The 24,231-nt window shown below is 55.6% G+C and carries 21 protein-coding genes and 1 tRNA gene; 2 read left to right on the forward strand and 20 right to left on the reverse strand.

Going from position 1 to position 24,231, the window contains the following annotated elements; all coding sequences use genetic code 11:
* Positions 1 to 178 precede the first annotated feature (178 nt).
* The 15 genes from IG627_RS12910 to ccmA all read right to left on the reverse strand — a co-directional run bounded on the left by IG627_RS12910 (position 179) and on the right by ccmA (position 18,422).
* On the reverse strand, positions 179 to 1,639 hold the full coding sequence (locus IG627_RS12910; protein WP_193192784.1) for an MBL fold metallo-hydrolase: 1,461 nt from the start codon (positions 1,637 to 1,639) through the stop codon (positions 179 to 181).
* Between the two features lie 670 nt (positions 1,640 to 2,309).
* Positions 2,310 to 3,155, reverse strand: coding sequence for a hypothetical protein (locus IG627_RS12915; protein ID WP_193192785.1), 846 nt, complete (start codon positions 3,153 to 3,155; stop codon positions 2,310 to 2,312).
* A gap of 526 nt (positions 3,156 to 3,681) precedes the next feature.
* Positions 3,682 to 5,205, reverse strand: a complete 1,524-nt coding sequence (locus IG627_RS12920) for a tetratricopeptide repeat protein (protein ID WP_193192786.1) — start codon at positions 5,203 to 5,205, stop codon at positions 3,682 to 3,684.
* Between the two features lie 2 nt (positions 5,206 to 5,207).
* Positions 5,208 to 6,236: a protein kinase domain-containing protein gene (locus IG627_RS12925; protein WP_193192787.1), complete on the reverse strand. Its 1,029-nt coding sequence runs from the start codon at positions 6,234 to 6,236 to the stop codon at positions 5,208 to 5,210.
* 229 nt (positions 6,237 to 6,465) lie between these two features.
* Positions 6,466 to 6,729: a hypothetical protein gene (locus tag IG627_RS12930; RefSeq protein WP_193192788.1), complete on the reverse strand. Its 264-nt coding sequence runs from the start codon at positions 6,727 to 6,729 to the stop codon at positions 6,466 to 6,468.
* 113 nt (positions 6,730 to 6,842) lie between these two features.
* Positions 6,843 to 7,160 carry a hypothetical protein gene (locus IG627_RS12935; protein WP_226865069.1) on the reverse strand — a complete coding sequence of 106 codons (318 nt, stop codon included), beginning with the start codon at positions 7,158 to 7,160 and terminating at the stop codon, positions 6,843 to 6,845.
* A 22-nt stretch (positions 7,161 to 7,182) separates the two neighbouring features.
* Positions 7,183 to 11,979, reverse strand: coding sequence for an RHS repeat-associated core domain-containing protein (locus IG627_RS12940; protein ID WP_226865071.1), 4,797 nt, complete (start codon positions 11,977 to 11,979; stop codon positions 7,183 to 7,185).
* Between the two features lie 361 nt (positions 11,980 to 12,340).
* Positions 12,341 to 12,943, reverse strand: coding sequence for an IMPACT family protein (locus IG627_RS12945; RefSeq protein WP_319024568.1), 603 nt, complete (start codon positions 12,941 to 12,943; stop codon positions 12,341 to 12,343).
* Positions 12,906 to 13,490, reverse strand: a complete 585-nt coding sequence (locus tag IG627_RS12950) for a DsbE family thiol:disulfide interchange protein (protein WP_193192790.1) — start codon at positions 13,488 to 13,490, stop codon at positions 12,906 to 12,908. Before IG627_RS12950 ends, IG627_RS12945 begins: the two co-directional genes overlap by 38 nt.
* A gap of 18 nt (positions 13,491 to 13,508) precedes the next feature.
* Positions 13,509 to 15,494: a heme lyase CcmF/NrfE family subunit gene (locus IG627_RS12955; RefSeq protein ID WP_193192791.1), complete on the reverse strand. Its 1,986-nt coding sequence runs from the start codon at positions 15,492 to 15,494 to the stop codon at positions 13,509 to 13,511.
* A complete protein-coding gene (ccmE, locus tag IG627_RS12960; RefSeq protein ID WP_193192792.1) occupies positions 15,491 to 15,940 on the reverse strand; it encodes a cytochrome c maturation protein CcmE in 450 nt (149 codons plus the stop codon). The genes IG627_RS12955 and ccmE overlap by 4 nt, the downstream gene beginning before the upstream one ends.
* 106 nt (positions 15,941 to 16,046) lie before the next feature.
* Positions 16,047 to 16,271: a heme exporter protein CcmD gene (gene ccmD, locus IG627_RS12965; RefSeq protein ID WP_193192793.1), complete on the reverse strand. Its 225-nt coding sequence runs from the start codon at positions 16,269 to 16,271 to the stop codon at positions 16,047 to 16,049.
* A gap of 1 nt (position 16,272) precedes the next feature.
* The gene (locus IG627_RS12970) at positions 16,273 to 17,028 is read right to left on the reverse strand and encodes a heme ABC transporter permease (RefSeq protein ID WP_193192794.1); all 756 of its coding nucleotides are present in this window, start codon (positions 17,026 to 17,028) and stop codon (positions 16,273 to 16,275) included.
* A 13-nt stretch (positions 17,029 to 17,041) separates the two neighbouring features.
* Positions 17,042 to 17,761 (reverse strand): heme exporter protein CcmB, encoded by a 720-nt coding sequence (gene ccmB, locus IG627_RS12975; RefSeq protein WP_193192795.1) that lies wholly within the window; start codon positions 17,759 to 17,761, stop codon positions 17,042 to 17,044.
* On the reverse strand, positions 17,748 to 18,422 hold the full coding sequence (gene ccmA, locus IG627_RS12980) for a cytochrome c biogenesis heme-transporting ATPase CcmA (RefSeq protein ID WP_226865073.1): 675 nt from the start codon (positions 18,420 to 18,422) through the stop codon (positions 17,748 to 17,750). The genes ccmB and ccmA overlap by 14 nt, the downstream gene beginning before the upstream one ends.
* Before the next feature lie 349 nt (positions 18,423 to 18,771).
* On the opposite strand from ccmA, the gene IG627_RS12985 reads away from it, so the two are divergent.
* A complete protein-coding gene (locus IG627_RS12985; protein WP_193192796.1) occupies positions 18,772 to 19,479 on the forward strand; it encodes a 2OG-Fe(II) oxygenase in 708 nt (235 codons plus the stop codon).
* 35 nt (positions 19,480 to 19,514) lie between these two features.
* On the opposite strand, the gene IG627_RS12990 is transcribed toward IG627_RS12985, so the two are convergent.
* The 3 genes from IG627_RS12990 to IG627_RS13000 all read right to left on the reverse strand — a co-directional run bounded on the left by IG627_RS12990 (position 19,515) and on the right by IG627_RS13000 (position 22,313).
* Entirely contained in the window at positions 19,515 to 21,254 is a 1,740-nt protein-coding gene (locus tag IG627_RS12990; RefSeq protein WP_193192797.1) for an ATP-binding SpoIIE family protein phosphatase, read from the reverse strand.
* Positions 21,255 to 21,256: 2 nt separating this feature from the next.
* Positions 21,257 to 21,601: an STAS domain-containing protein gene (locus IG627_RS12995; RefSeq protein ID WP_193192798.1), complete on the reverse strand. Its 345-nt coding sequence runs from the start codon at positions 21,599 to 21,601 to the stop codon at positions 21,257 to 21,259.
* Positions 21,602 to 21,974: 373 nt separating this feature from the next.
* Entirely contained in the window at positions 21,975 to 22,313 is a 339-nt protein-coding gene (locus tag IG627_RS13000; RefSeq protein WP_193192799.1) for a PA3496 family putative envelope integrity protein, read from the reverse strand.
* Between the two features lie 321 nt (positions 22,314 to 22,634).
* Here IG627_RS13000 and IG627_RS13005 point away from each other — a divergent pair.
* Positions 22,635 to 22,710 (forward strand) — tRNA-Arg (locus IG627_RS13005).
* A gap of 183 nt (positions 22,711 to 22,893) precedes the next feature.
* On the opposite strand, the gene IG627_RS21110 is transcribed toward IG627_RS13005, so the two are convergent.
* The gene (locus IG627_RS21110; RefSeq protein ID WP_264300011.1) at positions 22,894 to 23,028 is read right to left on the reverse strand and encodes a hypothetical protein; all 135 of its coding nucleotides are present in this window, start codon (positions 23,026 to 23,028) and stop codon (positions 22,894 to 22,896) included.
* A 45-nt stretch (positions 23,029 to 23,073) separates the two neighbouring features.
* Positions 23,074 to 24,105, reverse strand: a complete 1,032-nt coding sequence (locus IG627_RS13010; protein ID WP_193192800.1) for an isoaspartyl peptidase/L-asparaginase family protein — start codon at positions 24,103 to 24,105, stop codon at positions 23,074 to 23,076.
* Positions 24,106 to 24,231 lie beyond the last annotated feature (126 nt).

Genomic DNA, 24,231 nt, shown 5'->3' on the forward strand with positions numbered 1-24,231 from the left:
GGGGTCCCCCCCCCCCCCGCCCCCCCTAAAACAAAAAGCCCCTGCCAGAAAGGCCCGGGCCTTTTTTTGTATATGGGTGATTGGCGTGGACAATCTCTTGGTGCCTTGGGGGGCTAACCTTCACTGAGAGGAAACTGTCAGGTGAATACCGTTACTGTACAGCCTGAGCAAATTCAGGTTACATCATGGCGTTATAGGTTTTATTTACCACTTCAACTGAAATATTATTATTTTTATAATTGCCAACAATGCGGTTGAACTTAAGCTTTTTACTGCGGATGAAATCGATAAAGGTTCGAGTGTAATTGGGTATTAATTTAGGAACGGTATTATCGAACGCAATGTTAAGAAAATCTGCTTGGAAAATTATGCCACTGTCTTCGAAATAAACAAAGCTTTGTCGTTTAGCGTGCATGCTTTCCAAAACATAAAAGCTTGCGCCATCAATAACTTGTTCGTGTTCAATGGTGCGGAATTTGAACCTGTGAATATCGTTTGCAAAGTCTGGGTAGGCTTTGATGGCTGCTATACTATATTCATCGGCAAGCATCTCAATACCATGTTCAGCATAAACGGTGAGACCTGCAATATCAGCTTCTTGCGCATGGGTTACATGAATCGCGCTAATTTTCTTAGTTGGAAACTGTTCACCAATAAGCTTAATTGTTTTTGTTGATAATTCGGGATAGCCGGCGGCACCAAAAACCATTATCTCATCGCCATTCACTTTAAATAAACTGTTGCGCCAACCACCAGAGTCGGTAATAACATAAAGGTCTTGTGCGATTTCTTTTGCGACTAAAACGCCATCACCCGGTTTAACTTCTGGGCCGTATCCTTGTGGCAGTTGAAGTTTGGCAGCGTCTACTTCCTCAATGATTTCAAATTTATCATTGAAACTTATGTAAGCGGGTTCCTTTGCGCCGTTATAATATTTGTTTACCGAGCGAGCAAAAGTGAGGCCTCTTGTCGTTTGATAGTCATCATAGATAAAAATTGCTTGCCTTGTTTTATTGTTTATTTTTAATAGTTGTAGCGTGCTATTATCAAATTCATAATCGACAATGTGATCATTAGCATTTTTATGGGTAAGGGTGGTTGTTGCTGATTTTCTATCTTGGCGAAGGGTAATATTGCTTTTAATATTGGCTTCGTCAAGCAGGGGTCTTATTGCTAGAAAATCGATATTCAAGGCATTGTAGCTTACAAATCGATCAAAATTACCCATGCCTTCATTAAAGTAACGCTTGCCTAAAAAGTTGCCATTTTTTTCATAGTAATAGCTGTGTGTATCATTTTGGAACTGGACTCTATCGAGTATCTGCCCACCTGGAGAATAAAGTATGTCATTGTCGTAAAAGTGCTTTTTTTCTAGATCGACTTCAACCATTCGTACGGACAAGACTCTATCGGGTGCTTGATAGTCCCAGTAATCATGGGATCTATATTGTTTATTCAAGAAGTGATAGTTCAGTGAGAACTTCTTAATTGACCTTGTTTTTTCATAGTGTGTTTTGAGTTTATTGACAAAATCTTCAGTTTCTCCTGCCGATACACTTACCGATATCATTGCCAAATATACCGTGACGCTACTGATAAAGGTCTTTAAGTAACGCGCACTAATAAAAATTTTAAACATGAATGTTATATTCCTTCTTTCCTTAAAATGAAACGCTAACTACTAGAATAAAATAACCTTTTTATAAGGGCGCGTTCAATAATTAAACGATAAGAGACTAAGATTCTGCGATCAGCGGCTCGTCACCTTCTACTAATTTAGTGGGATACTATACAATGGTGAATCAGTTTTGTGCTCCGCGACTTGACGCTCACCTCATAGACCACCATGTCAGCTATCGGCCTAAATTGCCAGTTCTGATAAAGCTCTACTGTTACGCTTGTAAGGTCAAGCACTGATCACTTTAATCAATATTGCTCGACGTTATCTACAGTCATGTCGCAGTAACGTCGGTTAGTTACGAAAAGCGAAAGCTCTTGTCGTTGGCTTTGTCGGTGGAAATCTATATATTGTTAAATAGGCAACCTGCGAGGGTGGCTTACATCTGCATAACGATTTTTGACGATTCAAAGCACCACTTCAAAAAGTCCCAACCATTTCAGCCGGAAAGTCCAGCCTTAGCCACACCTGAAAAATCTACATGACACTTGTCTTTCAATTTATGGGTGTCCAATTTGTGGTTCTTTCTACAGTTTCAATTTGTGGGCATCCAATTTCTTGCTTCGATTCTCGGGCGTTCCACTTCTGCTGACACAGAATTCTGACCCTCCCTATTTCCACAGGAAACTTATCATCCAAGTATTTTTTGTTTCGAAAAAAACGGTTCAAAATTGAATCTTTCCGGTTTATTCAATATGGTATGAGTACAATACTGATCAATTGCTTCACTATATTTATCAAGTACTCTAATATTTGCAATATCGCCATTTCCCATATGAATAATCTGTTTCTTGGGCTGATGTAAAAATAAAACGTCACTATCAGAAATATCTGAACAATCACTAGGAAAATGAACCAAAAATGATCTTAGATCATAGTAATTACCATCCTTATTCTGCTCAAGCTCCAAAGTTTTAACTATTTTATCTAGAATATTTTTATCCAACTTTAAGGCTTTAGACCAGTGATTGATTATCGACCAGCCGCATGCAATGGGTATTGGTAAAAGCCTACCATTGGGAAGCGATGCTGTATCCAATACCAACGTTAACCCATCTATAAGTCTCTTCCCATAGTATCCATTTCTTATAGCCATCGGCAGGTCATCTGCCATTGTCTGACGATCTCTAATACTCGGGCGAGGAATACCGATTTGCACTAACTTACCCTGGACCTCTATGTAAAGTGACAATAGCCCTTTAGGTGAGTCGCCAACCTTTTTCGGGGGGCGAATGGGAACTCTACTCCCAACAAACAATTCTCCACCTTCGAGCAACAACTTACCTGTTTTAGGTTGAAATTTACATAACTCGCTAAATAGCCAATCTTTCCCCCGATCCAAAGGGGTTAGCACATCAGGTTCACGCCCAAAATCAAAGATCATAGATTTGGCGAGATCTGAAGCTTCACCAATGCTAAACCACACTGAATATGCATGTGATTTATACTCTTCGTAAGTAATAAATTTTCTGGACATTAAAACCCCTAATCATATTCAAGCAAAACAGGAAACCCATCAAACAAAACACTCCCGCTGCAGGACTACCTGGAGCTGGTGGACTTGAGCGGGCGGATTCTACGGAGGGCAAGCGCGGAGCCATCGATAGCAGGCTGCCGTCGATTCTCGACCGATTGCAGATAGATCCCCGGCACTGGCTCTACCTCAACCGAAATTTCGAGAGTCGCTTCAAGTCTCTGGTCGGCGCCGCCCACTCAGTGCGCACAGCCTGCGAGCAGCTCGGCAAGCGCTGGACGCACGGCATCCGAGACTGCGAGCGCTACCTTTCTCCGCCCGCGACCTAATCAATTACTTCTACTTTAAAAAGCCCCCACAGGTTGTCTGCGAAGGCGGCTTACATCTGCATAACGACTTTTGGTGCTTCAAAGCACCAATTCAAAAAAAACCAATCATTTCAGCCGGAAAGTCCAGACTCAGCCACACCTGAAAAACCTACCTAACACTTGTCTTTAAATTTGTGGGTGTCCAGTTCCTTTGGTAACAACTACTCCAGAAAGCGGCCCATCACTCTGCTGACTAGAGAAATCGACGGCTTGAGAGATTCTACCATTTCAAGGTACTTATTCCTTTTCGCAATCTCCAATGCTGAAGACCTCAGAAAATCCGATTTCTTCGGATCTAATTTTGATATCTGCTCTGCATAAAAAAGTTTTGCCAAAGCCTCGCCATGCTCACTTTTACTCTCAATGAATTTTTCTATTGACTTTTCATACAGAGCACTACCCAAACAAGCCTTACCCCTAGAAAATTCACACAACCCCAATGTCGCGAGGTAAGTTGCCGCTAAATTTTCATTACTCTTATCCAACTTTTCACTCAAATGACGAAGCTCTATACTCAACTGATCAACCATCCCTAACTGAGCTTTAGCTACGATAAGATTGTTTAATTCCAAAAAACTCATGCTAGAAGATGGAACTCTGCCCTCGGAAAGTTTAACTACGAAACCAGGATCTCTCAAAGCTACAATACTCATATATCCGGCATCAACTATCGGAGACTCACTAAAAGGCTGAAACGCATAAAGACCTAACAAATTTTCTCTACACTCAGCAAACCTTCCCTCCACATAAGACAAGGTTGCCTCACCTTCAATAGATTTAATTGATAAATTCTTTGATTCAGACAAATAAATACCATGCTTATGGTACAACCACTGACATTGAGCAACAGCGTTTTCGGAAGGGTTCGAAAGCGCAAAATTTAGAAGCTTCTTCCCATTTTTTAATGCACCATTTTTTATTTCTAAAGTACCTAATGAAGCAGCCAGATCAGATAGCATTACTGGATGCCCAGAATAACTAGACATAATTTTTTTTGCGGATTTAACATCCACTCTGCTCAACTCAAAAACAGAGCTTACTGACAACGCCGCACTTGCTATCAACGGATGGCTCTTAACTAGTCCTGTCCGCCTTAAAGCAGCCAAAGCAGCATCACCCTCTTCATGATGAACTAAATACCGGCTATAAGTTCTAGCAACAAATGGATGACTAGGAGCCAGCTTAGAACCAATGGTTGCACACTTTCTGGACTTCTCGTTATCCCCTGTTACAGAGTAATAAAATGCCAAATCCATCCAAGAAAGTGGATCATCAGGATATTCTCTAACCGACTTTTTAAGCTGTCCAATAATTTGACTTACCAAGTCTTTCCTGATCACATACTGACCACCACCAAATTCCAGAGACTTATCTTCAGGAAAGAGCAAGTTTGAAACAACAGATGAGAGGCTAGCTCTGTTCTCTTCTAAATAACTGTAAATCTCAGGAATTGCTTCATGGTCAGAAATTCCAGCTTGCCATAAGCGCAAATATAGGTCTAACGCATTGTTTATATTTCGATTGCTCTTCCATTGTTCAACAGAAGGTTCCAGCCTAAAATCAGAAGCTTCAACTTTAGGGAAATTTTCTTGCCCTACAGTGGGAAAAAGCATGCGAAATGCTTTTTTTGAAGTATGCCATCTTGGTATAAGTTGCCTATTATTTCTTAAAATGACTCTATTCATACCTAAGGGACCCTCTGCATATGCGCAGTTCTCAACACTGTTGAAAACAAACCGACATATCTTGACATCGACAACCGAGCCAACTTCAAAGTATGCTTTGGAGATCCTCGCTTATCTCTATCGGGATGACACATTTCAAAAAAGATAGTGACAAGCTGATCCGATATTTTCCCACCAAAAAATTTGGTACACTCTGCGCGAAAATGCCCAAGAACTGCAGCAAATGAGGTCGTCAAAAATGGAAGGGCATCAACATATGACATAGTTCTTATATTTGGAACCATTGACTGAGATTCTTGCAATATAAAGGGTGTGATTTGGGCACCAGAAACCAAGTGAAAAGCTAAGCTTCCAACCATATAAATGTCAGAGTAAAAGCGATCTGAAAATTCGGGGCTTTGAACTCCAAAATGTAGCTCTATGGGCGCATATGAGCGATCACCAGTGAATTCCATTCCAGAGAAAGGCGATTTAGCATTTTTATCAGTAACCCGACCCAAATCCGATACTTTCGATAAACTCTCCTCAAAACATAGAATATTTGATGGCTTTATATCTTGATGCGCTATTCCAGCTTTGTGCAATTGATGAACTCCGATTGCAACTTGATGCAATGCTGAAAATGCAGCCAACCAAGATTTGGTTGAGGACTCCAAGTGCTGCTGTCGCAAATCACCTTCTGCGCATTCAAAAATCACATAATAAACTTGGTCGAGAGGAGGGCTAAAGTTTGGAACCTTCAATTCTCCTGCATCCAAAGGCGTCACTACCTTTGTCATCTTCTTATCTTTACAATAAAAAAGTATCTCCTTTTCGAATAGATATTCCCCTACTAATCGATGAATGGCCTCCAAACCTCGCCCAACCACTCTCGTGAGATCCATTGCTTTTAAGAACCCAATCTGGCCATTTTTAGATTCAGCAATATATCTACAGCAAAAATTCCCTCCTGAACCAAGAGTATTGTTTAACTGCTCTATCACCTTCCAACCAGATGGCGTGGTCATTCCTAGTAACGCGGTAGCAGGCACTTTTCCTCTCCTAAGCAGCTATTATTCTTTTTACGCGACAGATTAAAATTTAACCTACCAGGATTGTTATCGGCACTCAATTTATATCGAATTGACCCCATTTAGGGAAGCAAATGTGCTCAAATTGATAGAATGAAGGAGAAGTAGCGTCAGTAGGAAAGATAACTGCAAGGCAGATAAATGGTTCAATTGACCAATAATTATTCGATCACTGATGTCCTTTCCGTTCTCAAAGCGGCACCCCCCGATCCTCTCCGGGCGCCATGAACAAATCGGAGTCTCGCTTCCTTTTTCTGCATTCTTCTGCGATATACTCAAGCTCTTCGAGATTGTTCTTATGAGACTCAAAAATTTCTTTATCTAGCTTATAACATTCTTCGTAATCGGCCCTCCTATTGCTTACAGGAATAGCTATATAATATGTATCGTTTCCCTCTTCAATTCCCACGGAGAAAAATTTTTCTTTTGAGAAAAATAACTCTTTAAATTTCAAATCCCATACTCCATTATTCGGATTTTTAGCTAGCGCCAAATCCGTAAGTGGCCCTTTTTTCAGTGAGTTGCGCGCTTATGGACCGACACTATTTAGCTTCCATAGCCTTACTTTTAGTATTTTACATCGCCTGTATTAGAAACTGATTTTGGTATTATTTGCCCACTCCTAATATCAACAGTACTGACTGTTCCCGTAATGGTATCGATAAGCTTCAACCGACTTATATTTGATTTACTAACACTATCAAATGAAACCTCAACCACAGCCAAATAATGCTCATCGTCACTCCAACATAAATCTTCCGTTATCGTATCTAACTCTTCATTTATCTTGAAACCTTCAAAGGTCGCATTAAAAAGCATAGGACCAAAATGAATTTCCCTTTTAAAAGTTAGATAAACTGATTTATTTTTACTTGGAGACTTCATGGAAAGATGAGCCATATATAACCTATTCTGGTAACGGGTATGTTTCAAGAACTTCCTGTTTCAGGATATCTTCAAAATTTAACACCTGTATTTGATGCCCCCCACCCGTCCCACCAAGGAAGTTTTGAGGACCAGCGATCCCCGACTGATAACGAGTCCCTGGAGCCAGTTTAATCTTAGAAAACTGTGTTGCATCGTTCCACTCGGGAGCTACAGCAAGCTCAGACCGGACATAGGCTTGGTTTGGAGGCGGCTCCAATGTGACCCACCCCCCTGTAGCCCTGCCATTTCCATGTGCTCTGTACACTATTAATCCATCAGCCCCAACAACATCACTTTCAATAGGAGTATCAGGCATCCAAGGATTAGAGTCTTTGGGTGCAGGAAGTAAGCGAGATGGGTCAGAAATAGCTTCTTTACAAGTCAATCCGTATGGATCAAGCCACGCAACTGGGTTTGGAACATACCGATAGTTATTAACGCCCCCAATTAACCCAACCGGGTCTTGTGTAACAAACTGCCCCACTTCCGGATCATAATACCTAAACCGGTTGTAATGCAGCCCAGTCTCCTCATCGAAGTACTGCCCCTGAAACCGAAGCGGCTGTTCTATCTCCTCACAGTGCGCAATCGCCACATTGCCATAGGTCCGGTAACTGACACTCCAAACCACCTCACCACTGCCATCCGTCAGCGCATCCGGCGTGCCCAGATGATCCAGGTGGTAGTGATAGATCTCCCCGCCTTCACTCAGGGCGACAGGCTTGAAGGTACCCGGCTCGAAGTAGTAAGTACGCGCCTTCAGGTCCTGTCCCGTCTGTATATCACGCGAGGTTTCACGCAGCAGTACATCGCCATCCCAGAGGAAGTCGATACGCTTGCCAGAATCCTGCTTGCGTATGCGCCGGCCCAGTGGGTCGTACTGGTAGAGCGTCTCCCGCTGCAGCTGCTCTTCCCCGCCCAGCTCTACTTTCAGTTGTTCAACGCGGACCAGCTGCTGGCGGCTGTTGTAGTGATAGCGGGTCTGTAGCTTTTGGCCCTTGCCGCGCAGCGCGGCGATGCGGTTGCCGTGGACGTCGTAGCGGTAGTGGGTGTCGCCGCGGAAGGCCAGGCGGTTGCCGCTGACTTCTGTCGTACCCGCCTGTTGCTGTGCCTCATCCGCAGTGCCGGCGGCGGCGAGGATATTGTGGGCCGGGTCGTGGACGAAGTGTTCGGGGTTGGGGCCCTCAACCTGGGTGAGGCGATCCAGGGCGTCGTAGTGGTAGTTGCGGGTGCCGCGCAGGCTGTCTTCTATCTGCGCAAGCTGGCCGGCAGCGTTGTAGCTGTAGCCACGTTCGTGCACCGGCTTTTGCACGGGATTGGCGACTGGGCCGGCGGCTTTGCCCAGGCGCAATTTCTGCAGGCGGCCCTGGGGGTCATAGTCGCGCTCGCTCGCCAGGCCGTTGCCGTGTTGGCGCTGCACTTCGCGGCCCAACTCATCCCGAGCAATTGACGTGAGCAGCTGCTCGGCTTCAGCGCCGGCGGGGCGGCGGTGCAGGCTCTCGAACTGGCCGGCTGGGTTGAAGGAGAATTTCAATACTTCGCCGTCGGGCAGCGTGCTGGCGATGCGGTGGCCGGCGGCGTCGTAGCTGTGGCGGATTATTGCCTGGTCCTGCCAGTCGGCGGTCACTCTGCCGCAGGCGTCGTATTCCCAGCGCAGTTTGCGGTGGGCGTTTTCCGCCTCGACCATCTGGCCGGCGCGGTTGTAGCGGAAGCTGGTGACTCCGTCCGGTGTGACCTCCTCCAGCAGCCGTCCGAAGGCGTCGCGCTCGAAGACGGTATCTACACCCTTGCCGGTATCGGCGTCGGTAACGGCGCGGCTGCTGACCAGGTGACCGGCGCGATTATAGGCGTAGCGGGTAACGCGGCCGTCGAAGCCGACTTCCTCGATCAGTCGCTCACTGAGATCGTACTTGAGCTGGTAGCGCTCGCCCTTTTCGTTGGTGAGGCCGACCAGGTTGCGCTCGCCGTCGTAGTGGTATTCGAGGCGGCTGCCGTCGGGGTTGGTGCGCGCCCTGACCTGGCTGAGGCCGTCGTATTTGTAGCGGGTGCTGCGGCCCTCGGCGTCGACAATTTCCGCCACCAGGCCCTGGGGATTGTAGCGGTATTGGGTGCGGGCGCCATCTGGTGCAGTGACCGCGCTGATGCGGTCCTGGGCATCGTATTCGTAATCGGTGCTCTGATTGGGCGCGTGCTGCACTTCCACCAGGCGCTGGGCACTGTCGTAGCGATAGTGCTGCGAGCGGCCCATCGGGTCCTGCACGGCGGTCAGCCTGCCCTGGGAATTCCACAGGTAGCGGGTGGCGTTGCCTAGGGGATCGGTGACGCTACCCACCAGTCCTATGGGGTTGTAGTTGTACTTTGTCGCCTGGCCGAGCGGATCTATGGTTTCGGTGATCTGGCCGCTGGCGTTGTAGCGGCGCTGCCAGCTGTGACCGGCGGGGTTGGTGATTTTCTCCGGCTGGCCCTCGGCGTTGTACTCAATGCGGTGCTCGCCACCGGCCGCGTCGATTTTCTTGATCAGGCGGCCGTGACTGTCGTATTCGTAGACTTCCTCGCGCAGGACGCCTTCGTCGCCGGGCAGCTGGGCCCGGGTCAACTGCCCCAGTGCGTTGTAGCTGTAGAGCCTTTCGCCCCCCTCCGGGTCGCGGTGGTAGATGGGCAGGGCGCGCTCGTTGAAGCGGTAGCGCTCCACGCCTCCGCGGGTGTCGGTGACAGTCACGCCCTTGCCGTCGTCGTCCCAGTCGAACTGGTAACTGTAGGTGGGCTGGCCGTCGATGGGATCGCCCCACTGGCGCAGGCAGCGGGCGCCGGGGCCTTCGGCGTCCCACTCGAAGTGAAAGCTGTAACCGCTCTTCAGCGTGCGCTGCTTGATGACGTGATTGTGGTACCGATAGCGCTCGCTGTGGCCGTCGGCATCGGCCGCTTCGATCAGGTCGCCTTCGTCGCTGTATTGGTAGCTGGCCAGAGTCGCAATCTGGCCGTCGTGGGTCTCTTTCTTTATTGCGCCTATGCGCTTGCCCGCTGCTCTGATGTGCAGCGCCTCGCCGAGACTGCTCTCGACACAGATCAGGCGCCCGTCAATATAGTGGAAGAGATAGCCATTGCCGTAGCCGTCGCGGACTTCCGCCAGGTCCAGGTACTCGGAGAAGGGATCGGCGGCCTTGAAGTGCTTCTGCACACCGTTGGGCGCACCGTAGGGCGCAATCACCCAATGCTCGTCGGTGATGCGGGTGAGGCTGAGCCGCTCCACCACATTGTGGCTGCGGCCGCTGGCGCCGGGAATCGGCAGCGCGATGACCCGACCTTCGGCATCGTGGAAATGCAGCGCCCTGCCCTTGCCGCGATATTCCAAGCGCTCGCAGAGGGTGTGGGTCCAGCCGTGACCCAGTCCGAAATCCTTCGGGTTGCTGCTGCGGTAGGTTCGAGCGACGGTCAGCGGCAGCGGGCCGTCCAGTACCGCATCCACCAGGGTCAGGCGCTCTTCACCGGTTTTCAGGTTGATCGGTTCACCGCCCTCGCAGGCATTGGCGTTGCACTGGCTGGTTTCGCCGTTCTGGTTCTGGCCTGTGTCGCTGTTGGTCTTGTCCGCCTCGCTGGGCCCGCCCGCACTCTGGGCGCCGCTACCCGCTTCGGAATCCCCGCCCGCGGCAGCGGCGGCACTCGACTTGCGCGCCGGCGCCGCGGCGGGCGCCTGCGACTCGGGCGCGTCGACGGATTCCAGGTCGGCAAACTTGGTGCCCTGAGTCTGGGCACCGCGGGTCTTGGCCAGGGCCAGGCGCTGCTTGCGGGCCCTGGCGAAGTCCATCATCAGTTCGCCAATGCCCTTGAAGCGCGCGAGCAGTCGCGCGTTCTTCGCCATACTGGCCACGGCGCCGACGCCGCCGGTCACTGCCGCCAGTACTATGGTGAGGATGATTTCGAATACACCGCCGCCGGCCAGTTCAGTGAGTTCCAGGCTGTGCTGGGCCTTCACATAGTCCCGGGCAAACTGGGTGACGGCACCGCGCAGGGTCGGCTCGTCGTACACCAACTGGGCAATCTCGAAGGCCTGCTCCAGCTGCTCCACGGAAATCTTGCTGGGGTCGAAGCCCAGCACGTCGACGATTTCCCTGTGCACCTGGGCCAGCTGCTCGCGGGCGGACTGCTCCAGCGGCTTGTCGTAGAGGGCGTAGTCGACGGCGGCCGAGGCCGCAGCACTGGCCTGGCGCATGGGGCTGATCAGTGCCGCCACCTCGGCCACATCCTTGGTCCACACGGCCAGGTCCCAGGCGTAATTACCGAAACCGATGGCGCCGCGCTCGATATAGGCACCCACCTTTTCCAGCGCATTGCGCTGTTCATGTTCCTGCTGGATGCGCGCCGCCTCGGCCCGCTCTTCGGCAATAATCTGTTGCAGGCCCATGCGGATTCTCGGCAGCAGCATGGATTGCTGCTCCGCCAGGTCATCTTCCCCCAGCGGGTTTTCCTCGATAACCAGGCGATTGTCGGCCAGGGCCAGGTAGATTTTCTTCTGCCGTTCGCTCAGGTGACCCGGCGCGCCGGCGTAGGGGTCGAGCAGAGTGCGGCTTTCAAATTCCCGGCGGCCGCCGGGGGCGGTGGGGTCGGGGGTCTGGCGGGCAAAGCAGAGGGACCGGTCGGAAAACTGCTCGGGTGCTGTTTTGTCGAAACTCTCGAGCAACTGGAGGGCGTCGGTATTTCCCGCAAAGCCCGCCTGGTACGCCCATCCCATTCTGACCCGATAGCGCACGCCCTGGCGATTCTCTATATTCAATTGCATGGATAGTCCCTTAACCTGTTCCGCGCCTCTTCCGTGAAGGTCAAAATTCTAAAGCAAGAGCATATTGCCGCAAAGACAGATGCTGTGATCCAACGCAGAAAATACGGAGATTCCCGTCCGGTAAAATCTTCCCCGCTCCTTATACGGAACATCTCCCGATATTAGCTGAGCAATTTATACGAAATTATTCAGATACAAACGCTAATACTAAAAAAGCCTGCCCGGTAGTTTAATTTTTTCGACTTCTAGCAGTAACATTTCGAACGGCGCGAAAGATCAATAAATGTTTCTGAAAGCCTGCCGAATAAATAGATGACAAGCGGGCGCAGCATTAGAAGAAAAGGAAGTAGAGAGGTGATGTTTATTCGACGACTGCACGAATTTCAAATGCTTCCGCGAGTAGCCGCTCTTTCAGTTCCGGCCAGTGATCCCGGGGCAAACTGAGGCTCAGGGTTACCCTGTCGCTGTACTCGGTCTCTTCACAACTGCCCAGGTGTTGGGTAGCGAGAAATCGCAGGCGGGATTCCTGGGCAAAATCGCAGGCAATCTGCACCTGCAGCAAAGGGATAAAGGGCTTCAGATCGACGGACTGCAGCGCCGCGCCAACGGCACCGCGATAGGCGCGCATCAGGCCGCCGACGCCCAGCTTGGTGCCGCCGAAATAGCGGGTGACTATGGCGCCGACATTGCCGATTTCCTGTTTAAGCAGCAGTTCCAGCATCGGCCGCCCGGCGCTACCACCGGGCTCGCCGTCGTCGTCGGACTGCATGACTTCCGGGTTGGCCGGGTTACCGATCACCAGGGCGGTGCAGTGGTGGCTGGCGTCCGGGTACCGGGCGCGAGCCGCATCCAACTGCTGTTGAAAAGCCACCTTATCCCGCATCGGCCCCAGCCAGCAGATAAAACGGCTTTTCTTTTCCTCGGTTTCACTGACAACGGGAGAGCAGGGAATCTGATAACTCACCGGCAAACTCGTCCCAATGTTGTGTCTTCAGTCTCTGGTACAGGGGCTGCAGCTTGGTCTGCCAGACGCGGTCGTCGACCACGCCCACGTGCTTGCAACGAATGGTGCCCTCGGCATCGACGAGGAAGGTTTCCGGTGCACCGAAGACACCCAGATCCAGGGCCAGGCGCCCCTCCCGGTCGGCAATGCTGAACAGATAGGGGTTGTGGAACTTGTCCAGCCACTTCTGTGCCTCGGCGTCGTCGTCCTTCAGGTTGACACCGACGATGGGCACCCCCTCCTGGGCCAGTTTGTTCAGGTAGGGGTGCTCCACCCGACAGGCGATACACCAGGTGGCCCAGACGTTCAGCAGCAACGGCTCATCGGGCAGGTCGGTCTTCTGCAGCAGCTTTTCGCTGTCGGCGACCTTCGGCAGAGAGAATTCCGGCACTGGCTTGTTCAGCAGCGCCGATGGCATCTCCTGCGGATTCAGGAACAGACCGCGCCAGAACAGCAGCGCCAGCGCGACGAAAATCATCAGCGGCAGAAACAGTTTTAACCTTGCCATTGTATTGAAATATTTCCCTTATGCCGTTGCCAGGCCGGCATCCACAGGCGCCCTCCGGGCCGCCTTGACCTTGCGATAGCGCTTGTCCGCCACCGCGATACCGCCGCCGATCGCCATCAGCAGTGCACCCAGCCAGATCCACACCACAAATGCCTTGTACTGCAGTCGCACCGCCCAGTCGCCGTTGGGGTTGTCATTGTCCAGCGGCTCACCGAGGGCGACATAAAGATCGCGGAAAAGCCCAGAGTCGATGGCCGCCTCCGTCATGGTGTTGCCGCCGGAGAAATAGTTGCGTTTCTGCGGGTGCAGCTCGGTCACTGCGCTGCCATTTTTACTTATGTGAAGCACACCCTCGAAGGCGCGGTAGTTGGGCCCCTGGACCACACGCACGCCGTCGAAACGGAAATCGTAACCGGCCACGCTGTGGCTGTCGCCGGCGCCCATACGCAGGTCTTTTTCCTCGCTGTAGATGGTGGTCAGTGCCACACCGAGCACCGCCACCGCCAGTCCGACATGGGCCAGGTGCATACCGTAGTAGCTGGCGCGCTGGCGCCGCAAGCCGGCGATAACGGACTCTGCATTGCGGGTCCTGGCAAGCATGTCGGCCACGCTCGCCGCGGTCACCCAGACGCCGACAAAAATACCCAGCGCAGCGCCCCAGTGAAATTCACCCAACGTAAACGGCAGCGCCAGCGCCGCGACCACCGCGACTGCCAGCGGCAGTCGCCAGGTGCCGAGCAGCCTGTCCCAGCGGCTGTCCTTCCAGTTGGCGTGGATACCCAGGCCGAGCAAAAGGCACAGCAGCGCCATCAGCGGCACGAAGAAAAGATTGAAGAACGGCGGGCCCACGCTGATCTTGCCCCAGTTGAGCGCATCAGCCAGCAGCGGGTAGAGAGTGCCGGTCAGCACCACCCCCATGATCAGCACCAGCAGGATATTGTTGCCGAGCAGGAAGGTCTCGCGGGCGCGGAAGGAAAACACACTGCCGGCGCTGACCGCCGGCGCGCGCAGCGCGAACAGCAGCAGCGACAGGCCGACCACAACCGCCAGGAAAGCTAGTATAAAACCGCCGCGCAGCGGATCCGTGGCGAAGGCGTGCACCGACGTGAGCACGCCGGAGCGCACCAGGAAGGTACCCAGCAGGCTCAGGCTGAAGGCGAAGATCGCCAGCAGTATGGTCCAGCTCTTGAACAGGCCGCGTTTCTCGGTGACGGCGAGGGAGTGCATCAGTGCCGTTCCCACCAGCCAGGGCATAAAGGAGGCATTTTCCACCGGATCCCAGAACCACCAGCCGCCCCAGCCCAGCTCGTAATAGGCCCACCAGCTGCCCAGCGCAATGCCCAGGGTCAGGAAAGCCCAGGCCACCGCGGTCCAGGGGCGCGCCCAGCGGGCCCAGGTCGCATCCAATTGGCCGCCGAGCAGCGCGGCAATTGCAAAGGCGAAGGCCACCGAGAAACCCACATAGCCCATATACAACAACGGCGGATGGATGATCATGCCCGGATCCTGCAGCAGCGGATTCAGGTCGCTGCCCTCCAGCGGCGGGAAAGGCAATGTGCGATCGAACGGGTTGGACGTAAGCAGGATAAACAGGAAGAAACCCACCAGCACCAGGCCCAGCACCGACAGCACCCGCGCCACCAGTTCAGCCGGCAGCTGACGGCTGAACAGTGCCACCGCCGCGGCCCAGCCGGCCTGTATCAGCAGCCACAGCAGTATCGAGCCCTCGTGACCGCCCCAGACCGCGGTGATCTTGTAGTGCAGCGGCAGAATACTGTTGGAGTTCTGCGCCACATAGTTGACGGTAAAGTCGCTCTGCACGAAGGCGGCGGTAAGGCAGAGATAGGCAAAGAAGGTGAAGGCCAGCACCCCCAGTGCCAGTGGCCTGCCGGCCTCCATCCACAGCGACCGCCCGCTATAGCTGCCGGCCAGAGGCACGGCGGTGAGCGCCAGGGACAGCAGCAGGCCGGCGATCAGGGCGAAGTGGCCCAGCTCGGGGATCATGTTTTCGCCCCATTCGCGCAGCTGGCACCGGCAGCCATGGACTCGGCCACTTCCGGCGGCGTGTAGTTTTCGTCGTGCTTGGCCAGCACCTGGTCAGCGCGCAGGGTGCCACTCTGCAGCAGGCGCCCGGTAATCACCGCCGCTTCACCCTCGGCGAAGAGATCCGGCAGTATCTTGTCAAACACCACTTCCAGCTCCGCCTCGCCGTCGGTAATCGCAAAGCGCACGTCCAGGCTGTCTGACGCGCGCTGCACGCTGCCCGGCACCACGCAGCCACCGGCGCGGATGCGCTTCTCGAAGGGCACTTCGCCGGCGGCGAAGGCGCTGGGCGCGTAGAAGTAATCCATGTTATTGCGCATCGCGTAGGTGACGAAACCCACCGCGGCGCTGGACAGGGCGACCAGGACTATGACCAGTATCAGGCGCTGTTTGCGTGCTGGGTGCATGGTTCTCTTTGTACTCCGACTTTCTCGAAATTCGCTCGTAGGGTGCGCCGTGCGCACCAGCAGGGATCCGGATTAACCGATTCGGAATTGGTGCGCACGGCGCACCCTACGCGGGCTCTGCTGTTTTGATTCTGTCACTTTCCACTTGTTGCCGACGCTGCTGTATGCGTTGCTGGCGCTGCAGCTCACGCTGCAACTGGCGGCGGCGCAACGACGGGTAGACAGCCAGGGCAATCAGCGCGGCAGCGGTCACTCCGTAGGCGATCCACACGTAGATGCCGTGGCCGTCCATCGCCAGGAAATCCGCCAGGCTGGCAAACTGAAATTCCACCTTAGTCTCCACCTCGATTGCCCTCCGCCAGTTCCTGCTGCACCCACTGGGTGCGCCACTCCCGCTGCAGTACCAGGGTGCGGGTGTGCGCAATCAGGGTCCAGGTGTACAGGCAATAGAAGCCGACAATCATCGTCAGCAGCGGGTAAAACATGCTCGGGTCGATACTGCTGGACTGGGTCAGCTTGATGGTGGCCGGCTGATGCAGGGTGAACCACCAATCCACCGATTTGTAGATAATCGGAATGTTCACCGTACCCACCAGGGCCAGCAGAGCGCAGGCCTTGTCCGCCACCTGTTCGCGGCTGAAGGCGCGCGCCAGCGCGATAACGCCGATATACAGGAACAGCAATATCAGCATCGAGGTGATACGCGCATCCCAGACCCAATAGGTTCCCCAGGTGGGCTTGCCCCAGATGGCACCGGTAAACAGCGCGACGAAAGTCAACACAGCGCCGATGGGCGCCGCCGCGCGCATCACCGCGAAGGAGAGTTTCATCTTCCAGATCAGGCCTATGGCGCCGCTGATGGCCATAATGTAGTAGCCGGCCAGGGCCAGGAACGCGGCCGGCACGTGGATATAAATGATGCGGTAGCTGTTGCCCTGTTTGGCGTCCTGCGGCGCAAAGCCGAGGCCCCAGACGCTGCCGACGGTCAACAATACCAGGCTCGCCAGCGCCAACCACGGCAGCCAGACGCCGGTTCTCTCGTAGAACCAGCGCGGCGAACCCAAGCGGTGAAACCATTGCCAGGCCAAGGGAACCTCCAGATCAATTATCAACGCTGATGCGAATGGCACCCGCCGCCGCCAGGGGCGCCAGTGCCGCCGCCGCAGCCAGCAGCGCGGCCAGTATCGCCAGCTGGGCGCTGTAGGCGTAGCCGTCGATGGCCGCCTGTACCGCGCCGGTGCCGAAGATTAACACGGGCACATAGAGCGGCATAACGATCAACGCCAGCAGCAGGCCGGGCCGGCGCAGGGCCACCGTCAGCGCGGCACCGACGGCGCCGATCAGGCTCAGGCTGGCGCTGCCCAGCAGCAGGGAAGCAAACAGGCACAGATAGCCGGCCGCGGGCAGGTTCAGCATCAGGCCCAGCAGCGGCGACAACAGCGCCAGCGGCAGGCCGGTGACCAGCCAGTGCACCGCCGTCTTGGCCAGCACGGCGAAATACAGCGGCTGCGGGGACAGGGTCACCTGCTCCAGGGTGCCGTCCTCGAAGTCGCTGCGAAACAGGCTCTCCTGGGACAGCAGCGTCGCCAGCAGGGCCATCACCCAGATAATGCCCGGGGCCACCCTGGCCAGCAGTTCCGGTTCGGGACCCACCCCCAGCGGCAGCAGCGCCAGCACCGTGACGAAAAACAGCAAGGGGTTGGCAATATCGGCGCGCTTGCGCAGTACCAGTAGCAATTCCACTTTGAGCAGCGCGCCGAAACCCGGAGCAGCCCGCGAAGCCGCCGGCGCGATACCGGAAAGCGATTCAACCGAAGGCATACGCACCCCCGACCTCATCGGCAAATTCGTCCACGGCGTACTCGGCCAGGTCGATACGCTGCAACCCCGCCAGGGCCACCGGCTGGTGGGAAGTAAACAGTATGCTGCCGCTGCGGCTCAGGTGGACGGCCATCTGCCCCTGCAGGCTGGACACACCGGCCACATCCAGAGCCGCCAGCGGTTCGTCGAGAATCCACAGTCGCGGCGCCTGCGGCAGATACAGCCGCGCCAGGGCCACGCGGCGGCTCTGGCCGGCAGACAGTTCCTGGCACAGGGTGTCCTCGAAACCGAACAGGTCCACCTGCTCCAGCGCCCGCAGCGCGTCATCCCGGCCTGCGCCGTACCAGACCAGGTTCTCCAGTGGTGTCAGGCCGGCGCGCACACCGGCCCGGTGACCGATAAAAAGCAGGGATTCACGCAGCTGCGGCAGGGATTGGGGAAAGGGGCTGCCGCCCCAAAGAATCCGGCCGTCGAAGTCGCCGGCACTGCCGATCAGGGTGCGCAGCAGCGTCGTCTTGCCGGCGCCATTGGCACCCTCAATCTGCAGCGCTGCACCGGCTCCCAGCGCGAAGCTGAGGCCGGCAAACAGGCGCCGCCCGTCCCGCCTACAGGACAGGTCGCGCACTTGCAGCAGATCTTGAGACTCAGGAGTCACGGGCATGGGAACCAACAACACTACATTTGATGAAAATCTGACCGGCATTATACCGGCACTGGCGCCAAATGCATGGAATTCGACTTGTGCGTCGGGCTGGGATCGACATAGGAGGGTCGCCGGCGGGGCGCCCTCACTCGTGTTACCACGCCGCCACCCACCGTATTGCGGCGCCCTTGTCGATATTGGCCGCAGGGTTTTCCTCTGTTATTTTGTCTCGACCGACAGGCGACACCTTTCGGGTGTCGGCGCCCGGAGGGGAGATCGGGCGCGCCACAGAAGTCGGCATCAGCTCAGCAATGCTTTCGATGTTTTCTGGCACTTCCGCCAGATCAGTCAGTAAGGACACGACACAATGACATGCTTCGCTGCGGACGCCAGCCGCTGGCTCAATGCCAGCGCCCTGACCCACAAAGATACCCTGGTCAAAAGGCAGCCCTTCCCCTTCTTTGTCGCCAGGAATGTATTGTCCGACGAGCCGATGCCGTCGCTGCTGGAGGACTTCCCGCGCCTCAAGGGGGCGGGTTACCTGCCCCACGAGAAGGAATTGTGCGGCGACTCGATCAACGCGTTGGTCGATGGCCTGGTGGAGTCCGCCTTTGCCGACACCATCGGAGACAGGCTGGGGGTCGAAAGATTGTCCCAGTACCCCACCTACGTCTCCATCAGCCGCTCGCTGAGAAAGCGCCACGGCAACATTCACACCGACGGCAAATCCAAGGTGGCCACTGCCCTTCTCTACCTGAACCCGGAGTGGACACTGGACGGCAACGGTTGCCTGCGCCTGCTGAAGCGGATCGATGATTACGAGGATATGGTGGTGCCGGAAATCAAGCCCGCCTACGGCACCCTGGTCGCCTTCAAGCGCACGGAAAATTCCTTTCACGGCCACCTGCCGTTCCAGGGGCAGCGCCTGGTGATTCAGGTCGCCTGGCTGGTGAGCGCGGCAGACAGGGAGCGCAAGGCCAAGCGCGGCAAGCTGTCGCACAAGCTGCAAAAGTTACAGAAGTGGCTAGTCGGGAAGCTCGGCTCCCGCAGCAAGGGCGCGACGCCGCAGGCGTGAGCCGCCGGCGGAGTTTCCCGGCATCAGTTCCGGGTTCAGGCCGTCGCCATCGCCCTGGATTTCCCGCGCCTGGAAGACCCACCCCAGTTCAGGACGGCACGCACCCGACTACTGCCCGGCTGCAACTGCACCTTCCGACAGATGGCGCGCAATAGCGGCAACCCGCGCCCCGAGTAGGCATTGCCGCCGACGGTCAGTTCCGGCAATCCGGCACCGCTGTCTTCCACCACCACTTCCAGCAGTCCCCTGCCGCCGCGGTCGCGGCAGCGCAGCGCTATCCTGATCCAGCCCTCGCGTAATTGACGCCGGCCGCGCTCCAGTTGGCGATAGTATTCGGCGAAGCCGCGGTCGGTTTCCTTGAGGGCACTGTCCAGGCGCAGCAGGCCGTGTTCCAGTGCATTGCGAAACAGCTCACCGAGCACGATGGTCAGCGGATCCCGGAAGCTATCGGAGCCCGGCACCTGGGCCAGTACACTGTGCAGCAACGGCAGCGGGTCGGCATCGCGCAACTCTTCAGGCCCCAGGGTAAAGTTGATCGACCAGTCACCGATGCGAGCCGCCTTCGACCCGGGCTGCACATCCAACGCCCAGGCGCCGTCCTGCCAGGGTGCAGCAGTGTCCAAAGCCACTTCCACCAGAGAGAGATCGTCGTGCTGGTCGACACTGTAGCGGCTCACCGACGTCAGGATATGATCGAAACACTCCCCCTCCGGAATCTCTGAGGAAAGCGCCTGCAGTAAACGCTGCTCACCAAAGTGCTCGCCGCGCGGGCTGCGCGCCTCGTGAATGCCGTCACTCCACAGAAACAGGCGATCTCCCCGCTCCACCGGGATATGCACTATGGCCTCCTCGATCGAGGCCTCGTCGAGCACGCCCAGCGGCAGGTGGCGCGATTCCAACAATCGCAGGTTACCGCAGCTGCGGCGCAGACAGGCGCTGGGCATACCGCCGTTGAACAGGCGAACCTGCCCCTTGTGCGGATCCAGCTCAAACATCACTGCACAACAGAACATATCCGCTGGCAATACGCGATGCAGCTTCCCGTTGAGCTCGCGCAGGATATGGCTGAGGGAAAAGCCCTTGGAGACCATCGAGTAAAAAATTGAAGTCAGGGGAACCGCACCGACGGCGGCTGCCAGGCCGTGGCCGGTAAAGTCTCCCAGCAGCAGCATCAGCTTGCCACCGGGACCGTAGGCGGCCGTCAGTACATCACCGGCGAGCACCGCGCGCGGCGACAGGTGATAGCGGATGGCGCGGGTCTGGTCGAGGCAGCTTTCGTGCCCCATGTTGTTGAATATCTGCCGGGCGCTGGCCTGCTCCTGCAACAGGTCGGCGTGGTGCCGGCGTAAACGATTGCGCTGTGCCTGCAGACTGCGATTGAAATCGCAAAAACGCTGCAGGGCGGCCAGTTTCAGCTGCACCAGGTCGGGATTGTAGGGTGTCAGCAGAATATCGTCGCAGCCGGTCTGCAAGCAGGCTGAGGAGCCGGAATCCCGCTCGGACAAGACAAACAGAATTGGTACCGGCTCCAGGCCCGCCCGGGCGCGCAACTGCTGCAGGTCAGCCGTCGTCGCGCGCAGCGCCGCCAGGGGACCGAAAATGATCACATCGGGGCGCAATGCAGGGTAGCCGGCCAGGGCGCCGGCGGTGCTCTCCAGCAGGCTGATCTCTATTGACCCAAGCCCGCCCTCAGAGCACCCCTCCAGCAGTCTCAGCAACCGTTCCGATTCCCCGGTATCGCCCTCGATCACCGCTATCCGGAACCGGCCCGCCACCGTCAACGTATCGTGAAGATCTTGTCGAAATTGGATACCGCGAGAATATTGCCCACATGATCATTGGCATTCATCAGCTCCACCCTGCACTGCCCCTCCTCCGGTTCTTCCCCCAGGCAATGGTCGCGCAACAGCAGCAACATTCCCAGTGCAGCACTGTCGAGGTGCAGGGTTTCCGAGAGATCGATGCAGTAGTGCCTGGGGGAGGGGGAGAGGTTCTGGTAGGCGCGCTGAAAATCGCGGTGTAGGTTGAAGTCAAAACTGCCGGCGACTCGAATCGTCAGGGCATCCCCGCCCTCGGACAACTCCGAAGAAACCCGGGCAGTTGCCTGTTCTGATACCACCATTGCGAACTTCCCTTTCATTATTTTTCAACAATTAAATAGCTCATCCTGAGCTATTTAACTGCCGCCCCGAAGAAAAAGTCGCACAAATCAATAAAGGCGCGATTTGGCCGGCCCCGAAAACCGACCTTCGTCCAAAAGCAGAATCTGCATTTGAGCGCGGCTGAAATGCGAACTTCTCTATCGGGCAAAAACAGACTCCAGCGGCGCCTTTTCCCGCACCGCAGGGTCTCGCGTATCCACTCCAACAGAATGAACCTTAAATGGATTAGCTCAAGACGTAAAGAGCGCGAATGCCCGAGCGCCTTCCAGCCTCGACCCGATACCGAGCAAAAATGTAAAAAAGGCGCCGCATGTGGCGCCTTTCCGCTGCTTATCAATCGAAGTCGTAATCCATCAGTTCACGTCGCAGGCGCATTTCCTCCAGCTTATCCTCGACCATTCGGCGGGCATCACGGGGGGGCTGCGACGTGGCTTGCCTGAGCACCTCTGTTGCTATTTGGGGGATGTCATCGTTATCAAAATCGACGTAATTTTCGCTAACGTTGCCGCTCATACGAAACTCCACAATCTCGATCTGCGAGAGCAGAAACACCCTTGTTGTTTTTGTCGTGCCATCGCAGATTAGCCAGCTCTGCCAATCCCGGTCAAGCAAAATTTTGCTCGCGGAAACAAGTTTTTTTGCGCCGCTGCGGGGCATCCCGCCGGCGGGCAAAAACTTCCCCGAAATCCCGGGCCAGGGGCGCCAAATTACCGGCGAAGGGTGACTAAAATGCGACAGTTTTTCGACAGATCGGTGAACCTGAGGCGGCGGGAAAGGGGGTAACTGACGGAGCCAGTGTTACCCATGGTGACAGATGGCGGTACCCGGCAGGAGAGCGGAGCAATGGGCAGCTGCGCGTCTCCAGCGGCCCCCACGGCGAGAGGCCCCTCTCGGGGACTGGAGCTCTCAGCATGACACCCGGGCAAACAGCCGTTAGAATAGCCGCCTTCTTCGGCAAGGCGCGATACGGAATCCGTCGATCCGAGGCCCATGGCCCCCGTCGGTTAACAGGATAAACCACGGACCTCCTAAGTCCGCACTGCAGGTTCGAGTCCTGCCGGGGGCGCCATATCCTGAAGAGAGCCGCAACTCCCGCACCTCAACTTCACTCCTCTGCCAAATCACAAGCGCAGGACTATTCCGGCCCACCAGCAAGCTGGCAGGCGCCGGAACGACCGCAAAGCTGCGCTTTGCAAACGGCCGCTCCGGCCCTGCCGGGGGCGCCATTCATTGCCAAGCTGCCCCCCCGGAATCAGGCGGGTGCGGCCAGGGCGGCGTGCATCAGCAGCACCGCAAACAGCCCGAACAACAACACCCCACCCCAGAACACCCGCACAGAGCGCTCCATCTCGCGCCGGCTCATTTTGCTCTTCCTGCGTTTTCCCATGGCTGAACTCCATCTCTTCCTGTGACAGGCAGCCCCCGCGGCCACCTATTCTTTATCCCCGAATATAGCTACTTCTGCGGGCTGGCGGGAACTACGGCTGCCCCGGTACATCCCCTTGGTGTTGAAGGGCATGGCAATGTCACCGGCCGCATTCAGTACTATCACGCCGCCAGTGCCGCCCGCTCGGGCCAGCACCTTGTTGATCACCTCGTCGGCCGCCCGCGCCACTGTCTTGCCCTGGTAGAACACCCGCGCACAGATATCTGCCGCCACGTTGTAGCGAATAAAGTACTCGCCGTGGCCGGTGGCGGAGACGGCGCAGGATCGGTTGTCGGCGAAGGTACCGGCGCCGATCACCGGCGAATCTCCGATACGCCCGTAGCGCTTGGCGGTCATGCCACCGGTGGAGGTGCCCGCTGCAATATTGCCCTGCTTATCCAATGCCACGGCGCCGACAGTGCCCATCCTGTAGGCCTGTGGAAGTTCCTCCACTGCGGCCCTGTAATCCCTATCCTGTTTCTGTTCCTTTTCCAGCTTTTCCCTGGCCCTCTGCAACTGCTGGTAGCGCTGCTCGCTATCGAATAGCTTATTATCCACCAGCCCCATACCCCGGGACCTGGCGAAGGCCTCGGCGCCCTCCCCCGAAAGCATCACAAAGGGTGAGTTCTCCATCACCATACGCGCCAGCTTGATCGGGCTCTCGATGCGCTTGACCCCGGCCACGGCGCCCGCCTGGCGGGTCCTGCCATCCATGATCGAGGCATCCAGTTCGTGGTGGCCGTCGTAGGTATAGACGGCGCCCCTGCCGGCGTTAAACAGCGGCGAATCCTCCAGTACATTGACGGCAGCGACGACGGCATCCAGGCTACTGCCCCCCTCTTCCAGTACCCCGTAACCCCTGTCCAGTGCCTCGCGCAGTTTGTCGCGATAGGCCTTTTCCCGTTCCGGGGTCATTCTTCTTTTTTCGATGGTGCCTGCGCCGCCGTGAATGGCGATGGCGATGGGGCGCTCCGCCGCTCGCAGTGGCAGACTGAAAACGAGCGTCAGGAGCAGGAGAGACAGGGTTGTTCTTTTCATAGCACTGGCCTTGCTTTTTCTATCGCCGTACTTATTATTAACTCGGCAATGGAATATTACGCTACAATGCGGGAATGAATAAAGAAGATTCTCGCAAATTACCCTCAGCGGCTCAGGCAGAAAAAC

The organism is Microbulbifer taiwanensis (genome assembly GCF_014904815.1).
Classification (GTDB): Bacteria; Pseudomonadota; Gammaproteobacteria; order Pseudomonadales; family Cellvibrionaceae; genus Microbulbifer; species Microbulbifer taiwanensis.

What these genes read in the sequence shown, in the direction of transcription:
- IG627_RS12985 (WP_193192796.1), top strand. Translation starts at nt 18,772, where the DNA reads ATGACATGCTTCGCTGCGGACGCCAGCCGCTGGCTCAATGCCAGCGCC.
- IG627_RS12955 (WP_193192791.1), bottom strand. Translation starts at nt 15,494, where the DNA reads ATGATCCCCGAGCTGGGCCACTTCGCCCTGATCGCCGGCCTGCTGCTG.
- IG627_RS12950 (WP_193192790.1), bottom strand. Translation starts at nt 13,490, where the DNA reads ATGGCAAGGTTAAAACTGTTTCTGCCGCTGATGATTTTCGTCGCGCTG.
- IG627_RS12920 (WP_193192786.1), bottom strand. Translation starts at nt 5,205, where the DNA reads ATGAATAGAGTCATTTTAAGAAATAATAGGCAACTTATACCAAGATGG.
- ccmB (WP_193192795.1), bottom strand. Translation starts at nt 17,761, where the DNA reads ATGCCTTCGGTTGAATCGCTTTCCGGTATCGCGCCGGCGGCTTCGCGG.
- IG627_RS21110 (WP_264300011.1), bottom strand. Translation starts at nt 23,028, where the DNA reads ATGGGAAAACGCAGGAAGAGCAAAATGAGCCGGCGCGAGATGGAGCGC.
- IG627_RS12940 (WP_226865071.1), bottom strand. Translation starts at nt 11,979, where the DNA reads ATGCAATTGAATATAGAGAATCGCCAGGGCGTGCGCTATCGGGTCAGA.
- ccmE (WP_193192792.1), bottom strand. Translation starts at nt 15,940, where the DNA reads ATGCACCCAGCACGCAAACAGCGCCTGATACTGGTCATAGTCCTGGTC.
- IG627_RS12995 (WP_193192798.1), bottom strand. Translation starts at nt 21,601, where the DNA reads ATGGTGGTATCAGAACAGGCAACTGCCCGGGTTTCTTCGGAGTTGTCC.
- ccmA (WP_226865073.1), bottom strand. Translation starts at nt 18,422, where the DNA reads ATGCCCGTGACTCCTGAGTCTCAAGATCTGCTGCAAGTGCGCGACCTG.
- IG627_RS13010 (WP_193192800.1), bottom strand. Translation starts at nt 24,105, where the DNA reads ATGAAAAGAACAACCCTGTCTCTCCTGCTCCTGACGCTCGTTTTCAGT.
- IG627_RS12910 (WP_193192784.1), bottom strand. Translation starts at nt 1,639, where the DNA reads ATGTTTAAAATTTTTATTAGTGCGCGTTACTTAAAGACCTTTATCAGT.
- IG627_RS12915 (WP_193192785.1), bottom strand. Translation starts at nt 3,155, where the DNA reads ATGTCCAGAAAATTTATTACTTACGAAGAGTATAAATCACATGCATAT.
- IG627_RS12935 (WP_226865069.1), bottom strand. Translation starts at nt 7,160, where the DNA reads ATGAAGTCTCCAAGTAAAAATAAATCAGTTTATCTAACTTTTAAAAGG.